Origin of the sequence: Pelagimonas sp. KU-00592-HH (genome assembly GCF_040369695.1) — a bacterium.
GTDB lineage: Bacteria > Pseudomonadota > Alphaproteobacteria > Rhodobacterales > Rhodobacteraceae > Shimia.
On the sequence record NZ_BAABWM010000001.1, the window covers coordinates 1,372,376 to 1,386,372 of the forward strand.

The 13,997-nt window shown below is 61.6% G+C and carries 12 protein-coding genes; 8 read left to right on the plus strand and 4 right to left on the minus strand.

Annotated elements, in window-relative coordinates; all coding sequences use genetic code 11:
* Nucleotide 1: 1 nt before the first annotated feature.
* From paaK to paaG, 3 genes are read right to left on the minus strand one after another with little or no spacing between them, the layout of a single operon-like run.
* Entirely contained in the window at nucleotides 2-1,312 is a 1,311-nt protein-coding gene (gene paaK, locus ABWV42_RS06710; RefSeq protein WP_353339420.1) for a phenylacetate--CoA ligase PaaK, read from the minus strand.
* Nucleotides 1,313-1,331: 19 nt separating this feature from the next.
* Entirely contained in the window at nucleotides 1,332-1,757 is a 426-nt protein-coding gene (gene paaI, locus ABWV42_RS06715) for a hydroxyphenylacetyl-CoA thioesterase PaaI (protein ID WP_353339421.1), read from the minus strand.
* Nucleotides 1,754-2,539, minus strand: coding sequence for a 2-(1,2-epoxy-1,2-dihydrophenyl)acetyl-CoA isomerase PaaG (gene paaG, locus ABWV42_RS06720; protein WP_353339422.1), 786 nt, complete (start codon nucleotides 2,537-2,539; stop codon nucleotides 1,754-1,756). Before paaG ends, paaI begins: the two co-directional genes overlap by 4 nt.
* Nucleotides 2,540-2,642: 103 nt before the next feature.
* Here paaG and ABWV42_RS06725 point away from each other — a divergent pair, with 103 nt between their 5' ends.
* The 7 genes from ABWV42_RS06725 (at nucleotide 2,643) to ABWV42_RS06755 (ending at nucleotide 12,004) form a co-directional block, all read left to right on the plus strand.
* Entirely contained in the window at nucleotides 2,643-4,676 is a 2,034-nt protein-coding gene (locus tag ABWV42_RS06725; RefSeq protein WP_353339423.1) for an FAD-dependent oxidoreductase, read from the plus strand.
* Nucleotides 4,677-4,754: 78 nt separating this feature from the next.
* A complete protein-coding gene (locus ABWV42_RS06730; protein ID WP_353339424.1) occupies nucleotides 4,755-5,777 on the plus strand; it encodes a TRAP transporter substrate-binding protein in 1,023 nt (340 codons plus the stop codon).
* An 81-nt stretch (nucleotides 5,778-5,858) separates the two neighbouring features.
* Nucleotides 5,859-6,365 carry a TRAP transporter small permease gene (locus ABWV42_RS06735; protein WP_353339425.1) on the plus strand — a complete coding sequence of 169 codons (507 nt, stop codon included), beginning with the start codon at nucleotides 5,859-5,861 and terminating at the stop codon, nucleotides 6,363-6,365.
* Nucleotides 6,362-7,714 carry a TRAP transporter large permease gene (locus ABWV42_RS06740; protein ID WP_353339426.1) on the plus strand — a complete coding sequence of 451 codons (1,353 nt, stop codon included), beginning with the start codon at nucleotides 6,362-6,364 and terminating at the stop codon, nucleotides 7,712-7,714. The genes ABWV42_RS06735 and ABWV42_RS06740 overlap by 4 nt, the downstream gene beginning before the upstream one ends.
* On the plus strand, nucleotides 7,714-8,901 hold the full coding sequence (locus ABWV42_RS06745) for a cytochrome P450 (RefSeq protein WP_353339427.1): 1,188 nt from the start codon (nucleotides 7,714-7,716) through the stop codon (nucleotides 8,899-8,901). Before ABWV42_RS06740 ends, ABWV42_RS06745 begins: the two co-directional genes overlap by 1 nt.
* A 154-nt stretch (nucleotides 8,902-9,055) precedes the next feature.
* Complete coding sequence (paaZ, locus tag ABWV42_RS06750) at nucleotides 9,056-11,086, plus strand: phenylacetic acid degradation bifunctional protein PaaZ (protein WP_353339428.1); 2,031 nt, start codon at nucleotides 9,056-9,058, stop codon at nucleotides 11,084-11,086.
* A gap of 96 nt (nucleotides 11,087-11,182) precedes the next feature.
* On the plus strand, nucleotides 11,183-12,004 hold the full coding sequence (locus ABWV42_RS06755) for a PaaX family transcriptional regulator C-terminal domain-containing protein (RefSeq protein ID WP_353339429.1): 822 nt from the start codon (nucleotides 11,183-11,185) through the stop codon (nucleotides 12,002-12,004).
* Between the two features lie 3 nt (nucleotides 12,005-12,007).
* On the opposite strand, the gene ABWV42_RS06760 is transcribed toward ABWV42_RS06755, so the two are convergent.
* Nucleotides 12,008-12,373, minus strand: coding sequence for a MarR family transcriptional regulator (locus tag ABWV42_RS06760; protein WP_502930941.1), 366 nt, complete (start codon nucleotides 12,371-12,373; stop codon nucleotides 12,008-12,010).
* A 176-nt stretch (nucleotides 12,374-12,549) separates the two neighbouring features.
* Here ABWV42_RS06760 and ABWV42_RS06765 point away from each other — a divergent pair, with 176 nt between their 5' ends.
* The gene (locus ABWV42_RS06765) at nucleotides 12,550-13,962 is read left to right on the plus strand and encodes a pyridoxal phosphate-dependent decarboxylase family protein (RefSeq protein WP_353339430.1); all 1,413 of its coding nucleotides are present in this window, start codon (nucleotides 12,550-12,552) and stop codon (nucleotides 13,960-13,962) included.
* The last annotated feature ends 35 nt before the right edge of the window (nucleotides 13,963-13,997 follow it).

Consider the following 13,997-nt stretch of genomic DNA (forward strand, 5'->3'; position numbering starts at 1 on the left):
CTTACTCCTTGTTCCGGTTGTCGATAACACGAACGGCTTTACCTTGGGAACGTGCCACATCGCCCGGATCACCAACAATCACCTCGGTCGACACGCCAACCATGTCCTTGATGTGCTTGGTCAGCATCCGTGCCGCGGCGGTCTTGGACAGGTTGTCGGTCGCATCCGGGGTCGCCTCGACGAAGACGCGCATCCCGTCCATGCGGCCCGCCTTGTAGAGTTCGATCTGGAAGTGCGGTGCAAGGCCACCGGTCGCCATGACCTGTTCTTCGATCTGGGTCGGGAAGACGTTCACCCCACGCAGGATGATCATGTCATCCGAACGGCCGGTGATCTTCTCCATCCGGCGCATCGAACGGGCCGACCCCGGCAACAGGCGGGTCAGGTCGCGCGTACGATAGCGGATCATCGGCATGCCTTCTTTGGTGAGCGTGGTGAACACAAGCTCACCCTCCTCACCGTCCTCAACCACTTCACCGGTCGCAGGGTTGATGATCTCGGGATAGAAATGGTCTTCCCAGATGTGCAGGCCGTCTTTGGTTTCAACACATTCGTTGGCGACACCGGGGCCAATGATTTCCGACAGGCCGTAAATGTCGACCGCGTGCATATCAAAGGCATCCTCGACCTCGAGACGCATCGCGTTGGTCCAGGGCTCGGCCCCGAACACGCCAACCGAAAGCGACGAAGACCGCGGATCGATGCCCGCCTTGCGGAACCCCTCAAGGATGTTGAGCATGTAGGACGGTGTCACCATGATCCCGTCAGGCTGGAAATCAGTGATCAGGCCAACCTGCTTCTCGGTCTGGCCGCCGCCCATCGGCACAACCGTCGCACCAAGGCGTTCAATGCCATAATGCGCACCCAGGCCACCGGTGAACAGACCATAGCCATAGGCGTTGTGAACGGTATCACCCGCACGCAGACCGGCAGCCCGCAGCGAACGGGCCAGAACGTCGGCCCACATCGAGATGTCATTCTTGGTATAGCCAACAACCGTCGGCTTGCCCGTGGTGCCCGACGAGGCGTGCAGACGGATGATCTGTTCACGCGGCACGGCGAACAGACCAAAGGGATAGTTGTCGCGCAGATCGTTCTTGTAGGTGAAGGGGAACTTCGCAAGGTCTTTCAGATCCTTGAGATCATCCGGATGCACACCCGCTTCATCGAACCGCTGCTTGTACATCGGCACGTTTTCATACGCATGGCGCAGCGACCACTTCAGACGCTCAAGCTGCGTGGCACGGATTTCGTCGATCGAGGCGATTTCAATCGGGTCCAGATCGGCTTTGTTCGGGGTCAGGTCTTTCATCGCATCCTCCTCGACACGGTCATTCTTCGAAATGCTGTCCGTTGACGGTGCGCGACACACCGCGGAATTCCGCGATGACGACACCATCCTGATTGGTGACTTTGACGTCATAGATACCGCTGCGCCCTGCCAGGGAAACTTCCTCGGCAGTCGCGGTCAGACGATCCCCGGCACGGCCGGGCGCGAGATAGCTCATGAAGGTGTGCTGCCCCACGGTTGATTTGTTGCGGCTGTTGCAGGCAAAGGCAAAAGCACTGTCGGCAAGCGAAAAGCTGACACCGCCGTGACAGGTGCCATGGCCATTGCAGTGCTCCGGACCAACCGTCATCGACAGGACCGCGCGGCCCTCATCGACCTCGTCGATCTGCATGCCGAACCACTTGCTGGCCTCGTCACCCGCCCACATCGCCGCGGCGGATTTCTCTGCGCGTTCCTTTGGGGTCATCGGCCCTTGAACTCCGGCGCACGTTTTTCAAGGAACGAGGACACGCCCTCGGCATAGTCATCGCTTTCACCGCAGGTTTTCATCGCGTCCGCCTCCATCTCGAGGTGATCATCCAGCGTGTCGACGGCAGCGGCCTGAATGCACTGTTTGGTAAGGCCAAGGCCAAGGGTCGGACCATTGGCAAACTGTTCCGCCATCTTGCGGGCTTCGTCCATCAGGCTCTCGTCGGGCAGGGCCTTCCAGATCAGCCCCCAGTCTTCCGCCTGTTTCGCGGGCAACGGCTGCGCCGTAAACGCCAGACCCTTCGCGCGCGCTTCACCCAACAGGCGCGGCAAATGCCACGACCCGCCGGTATCGGGGATCAGCCCCACCTTCGAGAACGACTGGATGAACTTGGCGCTTTCAGCGGCAAGCACGATGTCGCAGGCCAAGGCCACATTGGCACCCGCGCCAGCAGCCACACCATTCACCGCACAGATCACCGGGAAATCCAGCGAACGGATCAACCGCACCAGCGGCGCGTAAAACGTCCGCACTGTTTTCGACAGGTCCGGCTTGCCCTCCATTTTCGATGGATCGCGGTCGCCAAGGTCCTGTCCGGCGCAGAAGCCGCGCCCCGCACCGGTCAGCAGCACACAGCGCGCGCCACTGTCACGCGCACCTTCCAGTGCCGCACGCAGCGCCAGATGCATTTCGTCATTAAACGAATTCAGCCGATCCGGGCGGTTCAAGGTGATTTCGACCCAAGTCCCGTGGTCCTGCGCAAGAATCGTATCGCTCACAGCTCTCTCCCTTGGCGATCATTTCAATCCCATCTTGCATAAACCGAACGGTTGGTCAATAAAAGACCTCAAGATTGATTCTCAAAGCGCGGAATATTTGGGCATGTCGGAAAATCAGGTGGTCACGGTCACACACAAGGGCGATGTGGCATGGGTTGAAATCAACAACCCACCCGTTAACGCAACCTCAACTGCCGTCCGTCAGGGGCTGGCAGACGCCGTGGCCGCTGTCGCCGGGGCGCGTGTTGCCGTTCTGAAATGCGCGGGCCGGACCTTTGTTGCGGGCGGTGACATGTCCGAGTTCGACGCCCCGCCGGTCGAGCCGCACCTGCCCGACGTTGTGCAGATGATCGAAGACAGCCCGACCCCCTTTGTCGCCATGATGCACAGCAACGTGCTGGGCGGCGGCTTTGAAATTGCGATGGGCTGCGCATGGCGCATCGCGGCCAGCGGCACCGGCTTTGGCCTCCCCGAAGTCAACGTCGGCCTGATCCCCGGTGCGGCAGGCACCCAGCGCCTGCCCCGCCTGATCGGCATGGACGCCGCCATCGACATCGCCTGCTCGGGCAAGATCGTCAAAGCCGACGCAATGCTGGCTCTGGGGGGCATCGACATGGTGTCCGACAACCTTGAGGCGGACGTGAACAGCTTCATCGCAGACCTGCCCGCCCGCCCCACCGCGATCAGCGCCCGCACGGTTCCCGCATTCGCCGATGACCTGATCGAAACCAAACGTGCGGCCCTCGCCAAGCGCGCGAAAGGCCAGCAATCCCCTCTTGAAAACCTTGAAGCCCTGCAATGGGCCTTGGAGCCTTTTGCCGAAGGCCAACCCAAGGAACGCGCACGCCACCTTGCCCTGCGCCACAGCCCCGAAAGCCGCGCCCTGCGTCACGCTTTCTTTGCCGAGCGCGTGGTCGCAAAACCCGACGCCATCAAGGGCGCCACTCCGCGTGACATCGCGTCTCTGGTCGTCGTCGGCGGTGGCCTCATGGGGGCCGGTATCGCCACCTCCGCGCTCAACGCCGGCCTTTCCGTCACCCTGATCGAACGCGATGCCGATGCCGCCAAACAGGCCGAAACCCGTGTCCATGGCCTACTAGAAGGGGCCGTCAAACGCGGCAAGATGACTGCCGACGCCTTCGAGGCGCGCAAGACCGCCTTCCGCGCCGTGTCCGACTACGCCGAAGCAGCCAGCGCCCCTCTCGCCATCGAAGCTGTATTTGAAGATGTCGCCGTCAAACGCGAAGTGTTCCAGAAGCTCGCCGCGGTCATGGCCGACGATGCCATCCTGGCAACCAACACCTCTTACCTCGACCCCATGCTGATCTTCGAGGGCATCGAAAACCAGGACCGCTGCATCGGCCTGCATTTCTTCTCGCCTGCTCACATCATGAAGCTGCTCGAGATCGTGAAAACCCCGCACACCAGCGCCGAAGTCCTCGCCACCGGCTTTGCCCTTGGCAAACGCCTACGCAAGATCTCGGTCCTGTCCGGGATCTGCGACGGCTTTATCGGCAACCGCATCCTTGCCGCCTATCGCCGCGCCGCCGACTACCTTCTGGCCGATGGCGCCCTGCCCTATCAGGTGGACGCCGCGATGCGCAAAATGGGCGTTCCGATGGGCCCCTACGAAATGCAGGACCTCACCGGTCTCCAAATCGCCTGGGCCAACCGCAAGCGTCAGGCCGCCACGCGTGATCCGAACGAACGCTATGTGACCATCGCCGACCAACTCTGCGAAATGGACCGCCTTGGCCAGCGCACCGGCAAGGGCTGGTACACCTACGAAGAGGGCAATCGCAAACCCCTCCGCGACCCCGAAGTCGAAGCCATCGTCGAGGCCTACTCGGCACAAAACGGCATCACCCGCCGCGCCTTTACCGAAGAGGAAATCGCCGGTCGCCTTCTCGCTGTCATCGCCAACGAAGGCGCCCTGATCGTGCAGGAAGGAATCGCCGAACGCGCCGCTGACGTCGATATGGTCAAGGTCCACGGCTACGGCTTCCCCCGCTGGCGCGGCGGCCCGATGCAATACGCCAAGGAAATCGGATTGGAAAAATCCAAGGAATTCATGCAGCTGGTGGCAACAGACAGCCCCGGCTCATGGAAAGTCGCCTCTTGGAAAGGGGTGGTTTGAATTTTGAACCGAAAGGTGTTGATAGTTACAAAATCAACACTTAACACAGCAATGAATTGCCATTTTAGGGAGGATCTCATGGCTAAATTCTCGAAAATCACCTCGCTCCTGGCAGGTGCCACCATGGCTCTGTCGGCAGCTGCGGCCTTTGCAGCGGACCACACCCTCGTGATCTCGTCGTGGGCGCCGCCGACCCACGGCATCAACGCCAAGATGTGGCCCAAGTTCGTCGAGATGGTTGAGGAAGCCACCGACGGCAAGGTGACCGCCGAACTCAAGCTGGGCATCGCCCCGCCGCCGGCACAGATGGACCTGATCATGGACGGCGCAGCCGACGCATCGATCATCTTCCACGGCTATCAGGCTGGTCGTTTCGTCACCACCAAGATGATCGAACTGCCGGGCTACGAAGGTTCTGCCGAAGCAGCTTCGGTTGCCTACTGGCGCGCCTATGAAAAGTACCTGTCCAAGGCCAACGAGCACCGCGGCGTGAAACTGATCGCCCTGCACACCCACGGCCCGGCCCAGCTGCACTCGAACAAAGCGGTTACCGCCATGGATGAGATCGCAGGCCTGAAAGTCCGCATCCCCGGTGGTGTTGGCGGCGACGTTGGCGCGGCACTCGGCGCAACCGGCATCGCGGTTCCGGCCCCGAAAGTCTATGAAACCCTCGCATCGAACGCAGCCGACGGTGTTGTCATGCCGTTTGAATCGCGCAAGGGCTTCAAACTGACCGAAGTTGCCAAGAACGTCTACGAAGTTCCGGGTGGCCTGTACCGTGGTTCCTTCGCCTTCATCATGAACGAAGACACCTTTGCCGATCTGCCGGCCGACCTGCAAAAAGCCCTCGACGAAAAAGTCTTCGGCGAACCGCTGTCGCGTGAAATCGGCAAGATCTGGGACGAGATCGACACCATCGGTCGTGACGCCACCACCACTGCCGAAGGCAACGCCATCAACGCCGCGTCTGCCGCTGACCTGGAAAAGTTCAACGCCATCGCAGCTGACGTACGCACCAAAGTCATCGCCGAAGTCACCGACGCAGGCATCGACGGCCAGGCTGCATACGACATGATCAAAGCGGAAATGGCGGCTCAATAAGCCACGCTTTCCCCGCGGGCCCGGCTGTTCCCTTGCCGGGCCCGTTTCCTCCACTCCCCCGTTTGATGAAAGGCCCGCCCAATGGCTGCGCTGCTTCACATCATCCGCAGGCTGAGCAACATTCCTGTTCTTGTCGCTTCCGCTGCGCTCTTCATTCTCATGGTCATGACCTTCTGTGACGTTGTCCTGCGGTCGGTCTTTAACGCGCCCATCGAGGCCGCGACCGAACTGACCCGCATCCTCATGGCCATCCTTGTCTTCGCGGTGCTTCCCGTTGTGTCGTCCCGCAATGATCACATCGCGGTTGACCTGACCGACGGCATCTTTGCCCGCCTGCGCCTGAGCCACATCCGTGACGGCATCATCTTCATCGGCTCGGGCATCATGCTCTACTGGCCGATCAAGCGCGTCTACGTTCTGGCGGAACGCGCCCGTGACTATGGTGACGTGACCGAATACCTGGCCATCCCGCAGTTCTATGTGGGCTGGTTCATCACCGTCTTCACCGCCATCGCCGCTGTCGCCATGATCGTGACCGGCATCCTGCATTTCGTTGCACCCCATCTTCTGACGGAGCGCCGCACATGACCGCCGCACTCATTGGTTTCGCCATCGTTCTTCTGCTGGTGCTGGTGCGCCTGCCCATCGTCTTTGCCATGGGCCTCGTTGGCACCCTCGGCTTCGCCTACGAACGGGGCGGCTCGATCCTCTCCGAACGCGGCCTCAAGGCTGCCATGTCCATGGTCGGACGCCAGATCACCGACACCGCACAGGACTATGGCCTGTCGGTTGTGCCCCTCTTCATCCTGATGGGCCTCTTCGTGAACAAGGGCGGCATGGCCAAGGAACTCTACGCCGTGTCCAACGCCTTCCTCGGCCACCTGCGTGGCGGTATCGCCATGGCCACCGTGGCCGCCTGTGGTGGTTTCTCGGCCATCTGCGGCTCGTCGCTGGCCACCGCGGCCACCATGTCCAAGGTCGCCATGCCCGAGATGCGCCGCTACGGATATTCCGACGAACTGTCGACCGCCTCGATCGCGGCGGGTGGCACGCTCGGCATCCTGATCCCGCCATCGGTGATCCTCGTAATCTATGGCCTGCTGACCGAAACCTCGATCGGCAAGCTGTTCATGGCAGGTATCCTGCCCGGCGCGATGGGCATCCTGTTCTATCTCTTCGCCGTGCGCTGGACCGTTTGGCGCAATCCGAACTCCGGCCCCGCCGGCGAACGGGCCAGCTGGACTGAGCGTCTCGTAGCCCTGAAATCGGTCTGGGCCGTACTGCTGCTGTTCTTCCTGGTGATCGGCGGCCTTTATGGTGCCTTTGATTTCTACCCGCTGAACCTGACCTTCTCGCCGACCGAGGCCGCAGGCATGGGCGCTATGGGCGCCTTCCTGATCGCCCTGTCGCGTGGTGGCCTGACCATCAAGTCGACCCTCGAAGTTCTCAAGGAAACCACCTTCACCGCCGCGGCCCTGTTCTCGGTTCTGATCGGTGCGCAGATCTTCTCGAACTTCATCAACCTCGCGGGCCTGCCCGAAGCGCTGATCGCCATGGTCACCGCCTATGACGTGCCGAACTTCATGGTCATCCTGATGATTCTCGGCATCTACATCATCCTGGGCTGTGTCTTTGAATCGCTCTCGATGCTGCTGCTGACCGTGCCGATCTTCTTCCCGCTGGTGACCTCGCTTGGTTACGATCCGATCTGGTTCGGCATAGTTGTGGTTGTCGTGACCGAGATCTCGCTCATCACACCCCCTGTTGGCTTGAACGTGTTCATCCTCAAGGGGGTTGTCGGCGACGTCTCCACCGGCACCATCTTCAAGGGCGTGACCCCGTTCTGGATCGCCGACATCTTCCGCCTCGCGCTGATCGTGCTGATCCCCTGGATCGTGCTCGTCCTACCCGAGCAGATGGGCGCGCTGGGTCACTGATGTTCATCCTGACGGACCTGCCGGACGGGTTCCACGAGAACCCCTACCCGCACTACAGGCGGTTGCGTGAAGACGCGCCCGCCTGCCTGCAACCGGATGGCAGCGTGGTGGTCTCGCGCTATGCAGACCTCGATCGCATCTACCGCGACACCACCACCTTCATCTCGGACAAGAAAGCTGTCTTCGGCCCCAAGTATGGTGTCGACTCGCCGCTTTACGAGCACCACACCAATTCGCTTGTCTTCAACGACCCGCCCCTGCACACACGCGTGCGCAAGGTCATGGTCGGCGCGATGAACCCGCGTGCCCTGGCACAGATGGAACCGGGCCTCGAACTCCTGATTGCGGGCCTTCTCGACGAGATGGAAGGCAAGGCCGTGGTTGAGCTGATCGAAGCCTTTGCCGGTGCCATCCCGATCGAGGTGATCGGCAACTTGCTTGGCATTCCCCGCGATCAACGCGATCCGCTGCGGGACTGGTCGCTTGCCATCCTTGGCGCTCTGGAACCCCAGCTGACGCCGGAACAGGAAGCGCATGGCAACCAGTCGGTCACGGATTTCAAGGCCTTCCTGCGCACCATCATCGAGGACCGCAAGGCCAACCCCGGCGATCCCGAAGTCGACGTGCTGACCCGCCTGATCCACACCGAAGGCGATCACCTGACCGAGGTGGAACTCTACCAGAACTGCATCTTCATCCTGAATGCGGGCCACGAGACGACGACCAACCTGATCGGCAATTCGCTTGCGCTTCTGGATCAGCACCGTGATAAACGTGCCGAACTGATCGCGAACCCCGCCCTGATCAACACCGCGGTTGACGAATTCCTCCGCATGGAAAGCCCCAACCAGTTTGGCAACCGGCTCACCACGGCCGAAATCGAACTACACGGTCTGACCATCCCCGCAGGCACCGACATCCATCTCTGCATGGGCGGTGCCAATCGCGACCCAGAGCAATTCGCCGATCCCGACGAGATGATACTCAACCGCCGCCCCAACAAGCACCTCGCCTTTGCTGGCGGCGCGCATACCTGTGTCGGCCTGACCCTGGCGCGCATGGAAGGTCGCATCGCGGTGGGACGGTTCCTGGAACGCTATCCGGACTATGAAATCCAGCCCGGCGCGGAACGCGGTGGTCGCGTCCGCTTTCGCGGCTACGCGCGCCTCCCGGCGCGTCTGACCTGACAAAACGGATCAGGGCGACTATCCGCCCTGCCACGCAAATTGATTGACCGACCGTTCGGCCAATAATAACATACCCTCAAACCGGCCCACGCCGGACACGAGATTCGCACTAGAACGTGTTGCGCCCCGGCGCGGCGCAACAGGAGGAACCGACATGACCATCCAGCAGATTTCCAGCTTCGCCGCAGGCGAATGGCTTGCCCCGGGCGAAGGTGCCCGCAACATCGCCAGCGCGATCACCGGCGAGGTCATCGCCACCGCAGGCAACAACGCCCTCGATGCGCAGGCCATGCTCGACTATGCCCGCAAGGTCGGCGGCCCGGCACTGCGTGCCATGACCTTCCACGAGCGCGCCAAGATGCTCAAGGCGCTGGCCCTGCACCTGCGCGAGCACAGACAGGCGATGTACGATCTGTCTTTTGAAACCGGCGCAACCCAATCCGATCACATGATCGACATTGATGGTGGCATCGGCACGATGCTGGTCTTCGCCTCGAAAGGCCGCCGCGAAATGCCTGACGGCCACGTCTATCTGGATGGCGACGTCGAACAGCTAAGCCGCAACGGCACCTTCCTCGGCCAACACATCTGCACCCCGCTGCAAGGCGTGGCCGTACACATCAACGCCTTCAACTTCCCGGTCTGGGGCATGTTGGAAAAACTGGCCCCGACCCTCCTGGCTGGTGTCCCCGCGATTGTGAAGCCCGCCACCAACTCCTGCTATGTCACCGAACTCGCCGTCAAGGTGATGCTCGACTCCGGTCTCCTGCCCGCCGGTGCCCTGCAACTGGTGTCCGGCGGCCTTGGCGACATGCTCGACCGCCTGACCATGCAGGACGTCGTCAGCTTCACCGGTTCCGCCGACACCGCGATGAAACTGCGCTCGAACCCGGTGATCCTCGAAAACTCGGTCCGCTTTGTCGCCGAACAGGACAGTCTCAACGCCTCGATCCTCGGCCCCGACGCCCAACCGGGCACGCCCGAGTTCGATCTCTTCGTGAAAGAGGTCCAGCGCGAGATGACCACCAAGGCCGGTCAGAAATGTACCGCCATTCGCCGCATCATCGCGCCGGAAAACACTGTGCAGGCGGTGATCGAAGCCCTGTCGGCGCGCCTTGCGAAAACTGTGATCGGCGATCCGCGCAAGGAAACCACCCGCATGGGCGCGCTGGTTTCCAACGGCCAGAAACGCGACGTGCTGGAAAAAGCCGCCATCATCGGCCAGGAAGCTGAGCGCGTCTTCGGCAACCCCGAGGCCTTTGATGTCGACGGTGCAGACGCTGAGAAAGGCGCCTTCGTGCCGCCGATGCTGTTCCATTGCGCCAACCCCGATGCCGCCCAACGCGTGCACGACACCGAAGCCTTCGGCCCGGTCTCGACCATCATGGGCTATCGCGATCTCGACCACGCCATCGAACTGGTCAACAAGGGCCAAGGCTCGCTGGTCGCCTCGGTCATCACCCATGACCCGACCGTTGCCCGCCACGTCGCTCTGGGGGCCGGTGCCTACCACGGTCGTCTCTACTTCAACAACCGCGACTCCATGAAGGAAAGCACCGGTCACGGCTCGCCTCTTCCACACATGGTCCACGGTGGCCCCGGCCGCGCAGGCGGCGGCGAGGAAATGGGCGGCGTGCGTGGTGTCAAACACTACATGCAGCGCACCGCTATCCAGGGCAGCCCTGAAATCCTCTCTGCCATCGGCGAGAAATGGGTGCCCGGCGCAACCGAGATCGAAGGTCCGGCCCACCCCTTCACCCGCAAGTACGGCGAACTGGCCATCGGCGAGACCCTGAACACCGCCTCGCGCACCATCTCGATGGAAGACATCGAACACTTCGCGCATTTCACCGGTGACACCTTCTATGCCCACATGGATCAGGAAGCCGCCGAGCGGAACCCCTTCTTCCCCGGTCGCGTCGCCCACGGCTACCTGCTGCTCAGCTTTGCCGCCGGCCTCTTTGTTGAACCCAACGAAGGCCCCGTTCTGGCCAACACCGGACTCGACAACCTGCGCTTTATGAAGCCCGTCGAAGCAGGCGACAGCATCAAGGTGCGCCTCACGGTCAAGAAAAAGACCAAGCGTAACGACGAATACGGCGAGGTCCGCTGGCACGTCACCCTCACCAATCAGGATGACGAGCTGGTCGCGGAATACGAACTCCTCACCATGAACGCTTACTGATCACGAATTGGGCCGGGGCAAATGCCTCGGCCCTTTCTGATTGGGGTCGCGGGCCAATCGCTGGCAAATCTCCTGCCCTCCCCTTATAAAAGGGGCATGAATAGTGACCCAAATACATGGTTCGGGCAAAGTCTCGATACGCTGACCTACAACCGCAACCAGCGGGTCTGGTCGATCCTCGTGACAATCTTTGGCGATCTCGCCCGCACCCCCGGCGACCGGATCAGCGGTGCCGTTCTTTCCCGCCTGACCGAACCGATGGGCATCAAACCCGAGGCGATGCGCGTGGCCTTGCACCGCCTTCGTGGGGATGGCTGGCTGACATCCGAGCGGGTTGGGCGGGCAAGCCACTACTCCCTCACCGCGTCCGGTCTGGAACAGTCCGACGCAGCCAGCCCACGCATCTATGGCTCCGACCCGGCTACTTTAGAACAATGGCACGTGGTTGTCGCGGAACCCGCCCGCGGCACCGCCCGCAGCGGCGCAGACAAATCATGGCACGCCCGTGGCTATATCATCGCGGCCCCCGGATGCTACCTCGGTCAGGGTCCGGCGCCTGCCGATCTCGAAAACCACCTTGTCGTGACCGGCACACTGTCAGACATCCCGCTCTGGCTGCGCGCAACCATGGCACCCGAGGAAATCGCCCAGGCCTACCGCGATCTCGAAACCGCGCTCGACGGCTTTTTTGACATCATGCAGGGCGCACCGACACCTTCGCCGCTACAAGCCGCAATCCTGCGCGTGGTGATTGTTCACAACTGGCGGCGCGCACTTCTGGCGCACCCGCCTCTGCCGGCCACATTTTTCCCGTCAGACTGGCGCGGTTTCACATGCCGGGACAAGGTCATGGCCGCACTCGACATGCTGCCTCAACCTAATCTTCAGTCTCTAGAAGACACCGCAGCCGCGGCCTAATCCTCAGACGTCCAGTTCGGTAAGTTCACCCAGAAGCGCGATCAGTTGCTCGTGCTTCTCTTCGCCCAGCTTTGCCTTCATCTCTGTCAGGATACGGCGGCTGGTTTCCATGTTCTCGGCAATGATCGCACGGCCCGTGTCCGTGGCTTCGATCACCTGACGACGGCGGTCATGCTCGTCACGACGACGGGTGACATAACCCTTCTCTTCCAGCTTTTGAAGAATGCGTGTCAGGCTGGGCAGCAACAGCACCGCGCGGTCTGCGATCGAGGTCGGATCAAGCGGCCCCTCTTCGTCCAGAACACGCAGAACACGCCATTGCTGTTCGGTCACACCCGCATCCGCCAACATGCCCCTGATCGGCCCCATGACACGCTCGCGCGCACGCAAAAGAACGATGGGAAGGGAACGAGCCGTCGACGGGGGAGTAACACTTGTAGTCATGGTTCTTTCATGCACTTTTGGGCGAAAAACGCAACATCAATTCACTTGTCAACAACCTTGCCGTTAATTAACCTGTTAATAGTAACAAAGGGAGTTTCGCCATGAATTGGGACGATTTCGCAACCTGGGGGGCGCGTATCTCGGATTGGGCCAAGGGCTATCATCGCACGCTGCGCGATCACCCTGTCCGCGCACAGGTCGCGCCCGGCGATATTCTCGCGCAACTGCCCACCACCCCGCCGCAAGTCGGCGAAAGCATGGATGCGGTCTTTGCCGATTTCGAAAAGATCGTCATGCCGGGCCTCACTCACTGGCAACACCCGCGCTTCTTTGCCTATTTCCCGGCCAACGCAACGCCCCCTTCGATGCTGGCAGACTACCTCGCCACGGTGATCGCCCCGCAGTGTATGCTCTGGCAGACCTCCCCTGCCGCCACCGAAATGGAAACCCGGATGCTGCAATGGCTGCGCCAGTCGCTGGGCCTTGCCGACCACTTCGAAGGTGTCATTCAAGACAGCGCCTCCACCGCCACACTTGCCGCCGTTCTCACCATGCGCGAACGCGCGCTTGGCTGGCAGGGCAACGAAAAGGGGCTCTCCGGCCTCGACACCCTGCGCATCTACTGCTCGGAAGAGGTCCACACATCGGTTGACCGCGCCATCTGGATTGCCGGTGTCGGCCAGGACAACCTCTGCCGCGTCCCGACCCACGGTCCCCTGCGCTCCATGCAGCCCGACGCGCTCGAAGCCGCAATCAAGCAAGACCTCGCCAATGGCCTCAAACCCGCGGGCATCGTCGCTTGCGTTGGCGGCACCGGCACCGGTGGCTGCGATGACATTTCCGCCGTCTGCGACATTGCTGCCAAATACGACCTCTACGTCCACGTAGATGCCGCATGGGCCGGGGCCGCGATGATCTGCCCCGAATACCGTCCCTACTGGGAGGGGGTCGACAAGGCCGACTCCGTTGTCTTCAACCCGCACAAATGGCTGGGCATGCAGTTCGACTGCTCGGCCCATTTCGTCAAGAACCCCGAAGATCTCGTGCGCACGCTGGCCATCCGACCCGAATACCTCAAAACCCACGGCGCGGACGGCATCATCAACTACTCGGAATGGTCCGTTCCCCTTGGCCGCCGCTTCCGTGCGCTGAAAATCTGGTTTGTCCTGCGGGTCTATGGCCTCGACGGCCTGCAACAGATGATCCGCAATCACGTTACATGGGCACACGAACTGCGCGACCTGCTCGCCGCCGAACCCGATTTCGAGATCGTCACCGAACCGGTCCTGTCGCTCTTTACCTTCCGCTACACCCCGGACGGGGCCAGCGATCTCGACGCCCTGAACCAGCGCCTCGTCGACACCATCAACAACGACGGCCGCATCTACATCACCCAGACCCGCACCAAGGGCCAGCTGGTGATCCGCTTTCAGGCTGGGCAGGTAGATGCCACCCGCGAAGACGTGCTCTTTGCCTTCGACACCATCAAGGAAATCGCCCGCGCGCTTTCCTGATCTGACCTTGGGCCTTGCCTTTCCCGGTCTCCTCC

Bases quoted from the DNA above. Each gene is read 5' to 3' on its own strand.
- paaK (WP_353339420.1), bottom strand. From the start codon at position 1,312: ATGAAAGACCTGACCCCGAACAAAGCCGATCTGGACCCGATTGAAATC.
- ABWV42_RS06765 (WP_353339430.1), top strand. From the start codon at position 12,550: ATGAATTGGGACGATTTCGCAACCTGGGGGGCGCGTATCTCGGATTGG.
- ABWV42_RS06735 (WP_353339425.1), top strand. From the start codon at position 5,859: ATGGCTGCGCTGCTTCACATCATCCGCAGGCTGAGCAACATTCCTGTT.
- paaZ (WP_353339428.1), top strand. From the start codon at position 9,056: ATGACCATCCAGCAGATTTCCAGCTTCGCCGCAGGCGAATGGCTTGCC.
- ABWV42_RS06760 (WP_502930941.1), bottom strand. From the start codon at position 12,373: ATGGGGCCGATCAGGGGCATGTTGGCGGATGCGGGTGTGACCGAACAG.
- ABWV42_RS06730 (WP_353339424.1), top strand. From the start codon at position 4,755: ATGGCTAAATTCTCGAAAATCACCTCGCTCCTGGCAGGTGCCACCATG.
- ABWV42_RS06745 (WP_353339427.1), top strand. From the start codon at position 7,714: ATGTTCATCCTGACGGACCTGCCGGACGGGTTCCACGAGAACCCCTAC.
- paaI (WP_353339421.1), bottom strand. From the start codon at position 1,757: ATGACCCCAAAGGAACGCGCAGAGAAATCCGCCGCGGCGATGTGGGCG.
- ABWV42_RS06725 (WP_353339423.1), top strand. From the start codon at position 2,643: ATGTCGGAAAATCAGGTGGTCACGGTCACACACAAGGGCGATGTGGCA.
- ABWV42_RS06755 (WP_353339429.1), top strand. From the start codon at position 11,183: ATGAATAGTGACCCAAATACATGGTTCGGGCAAAGTCTCGATACGCTG.
- ABWV42_RS06740 (WP_353339426.1), top strand. From the start codon at position 6,362: ATGACCGCCGCACTCATTGGTTTCGCCATCGTTCTTCTGCTGGTGCTG.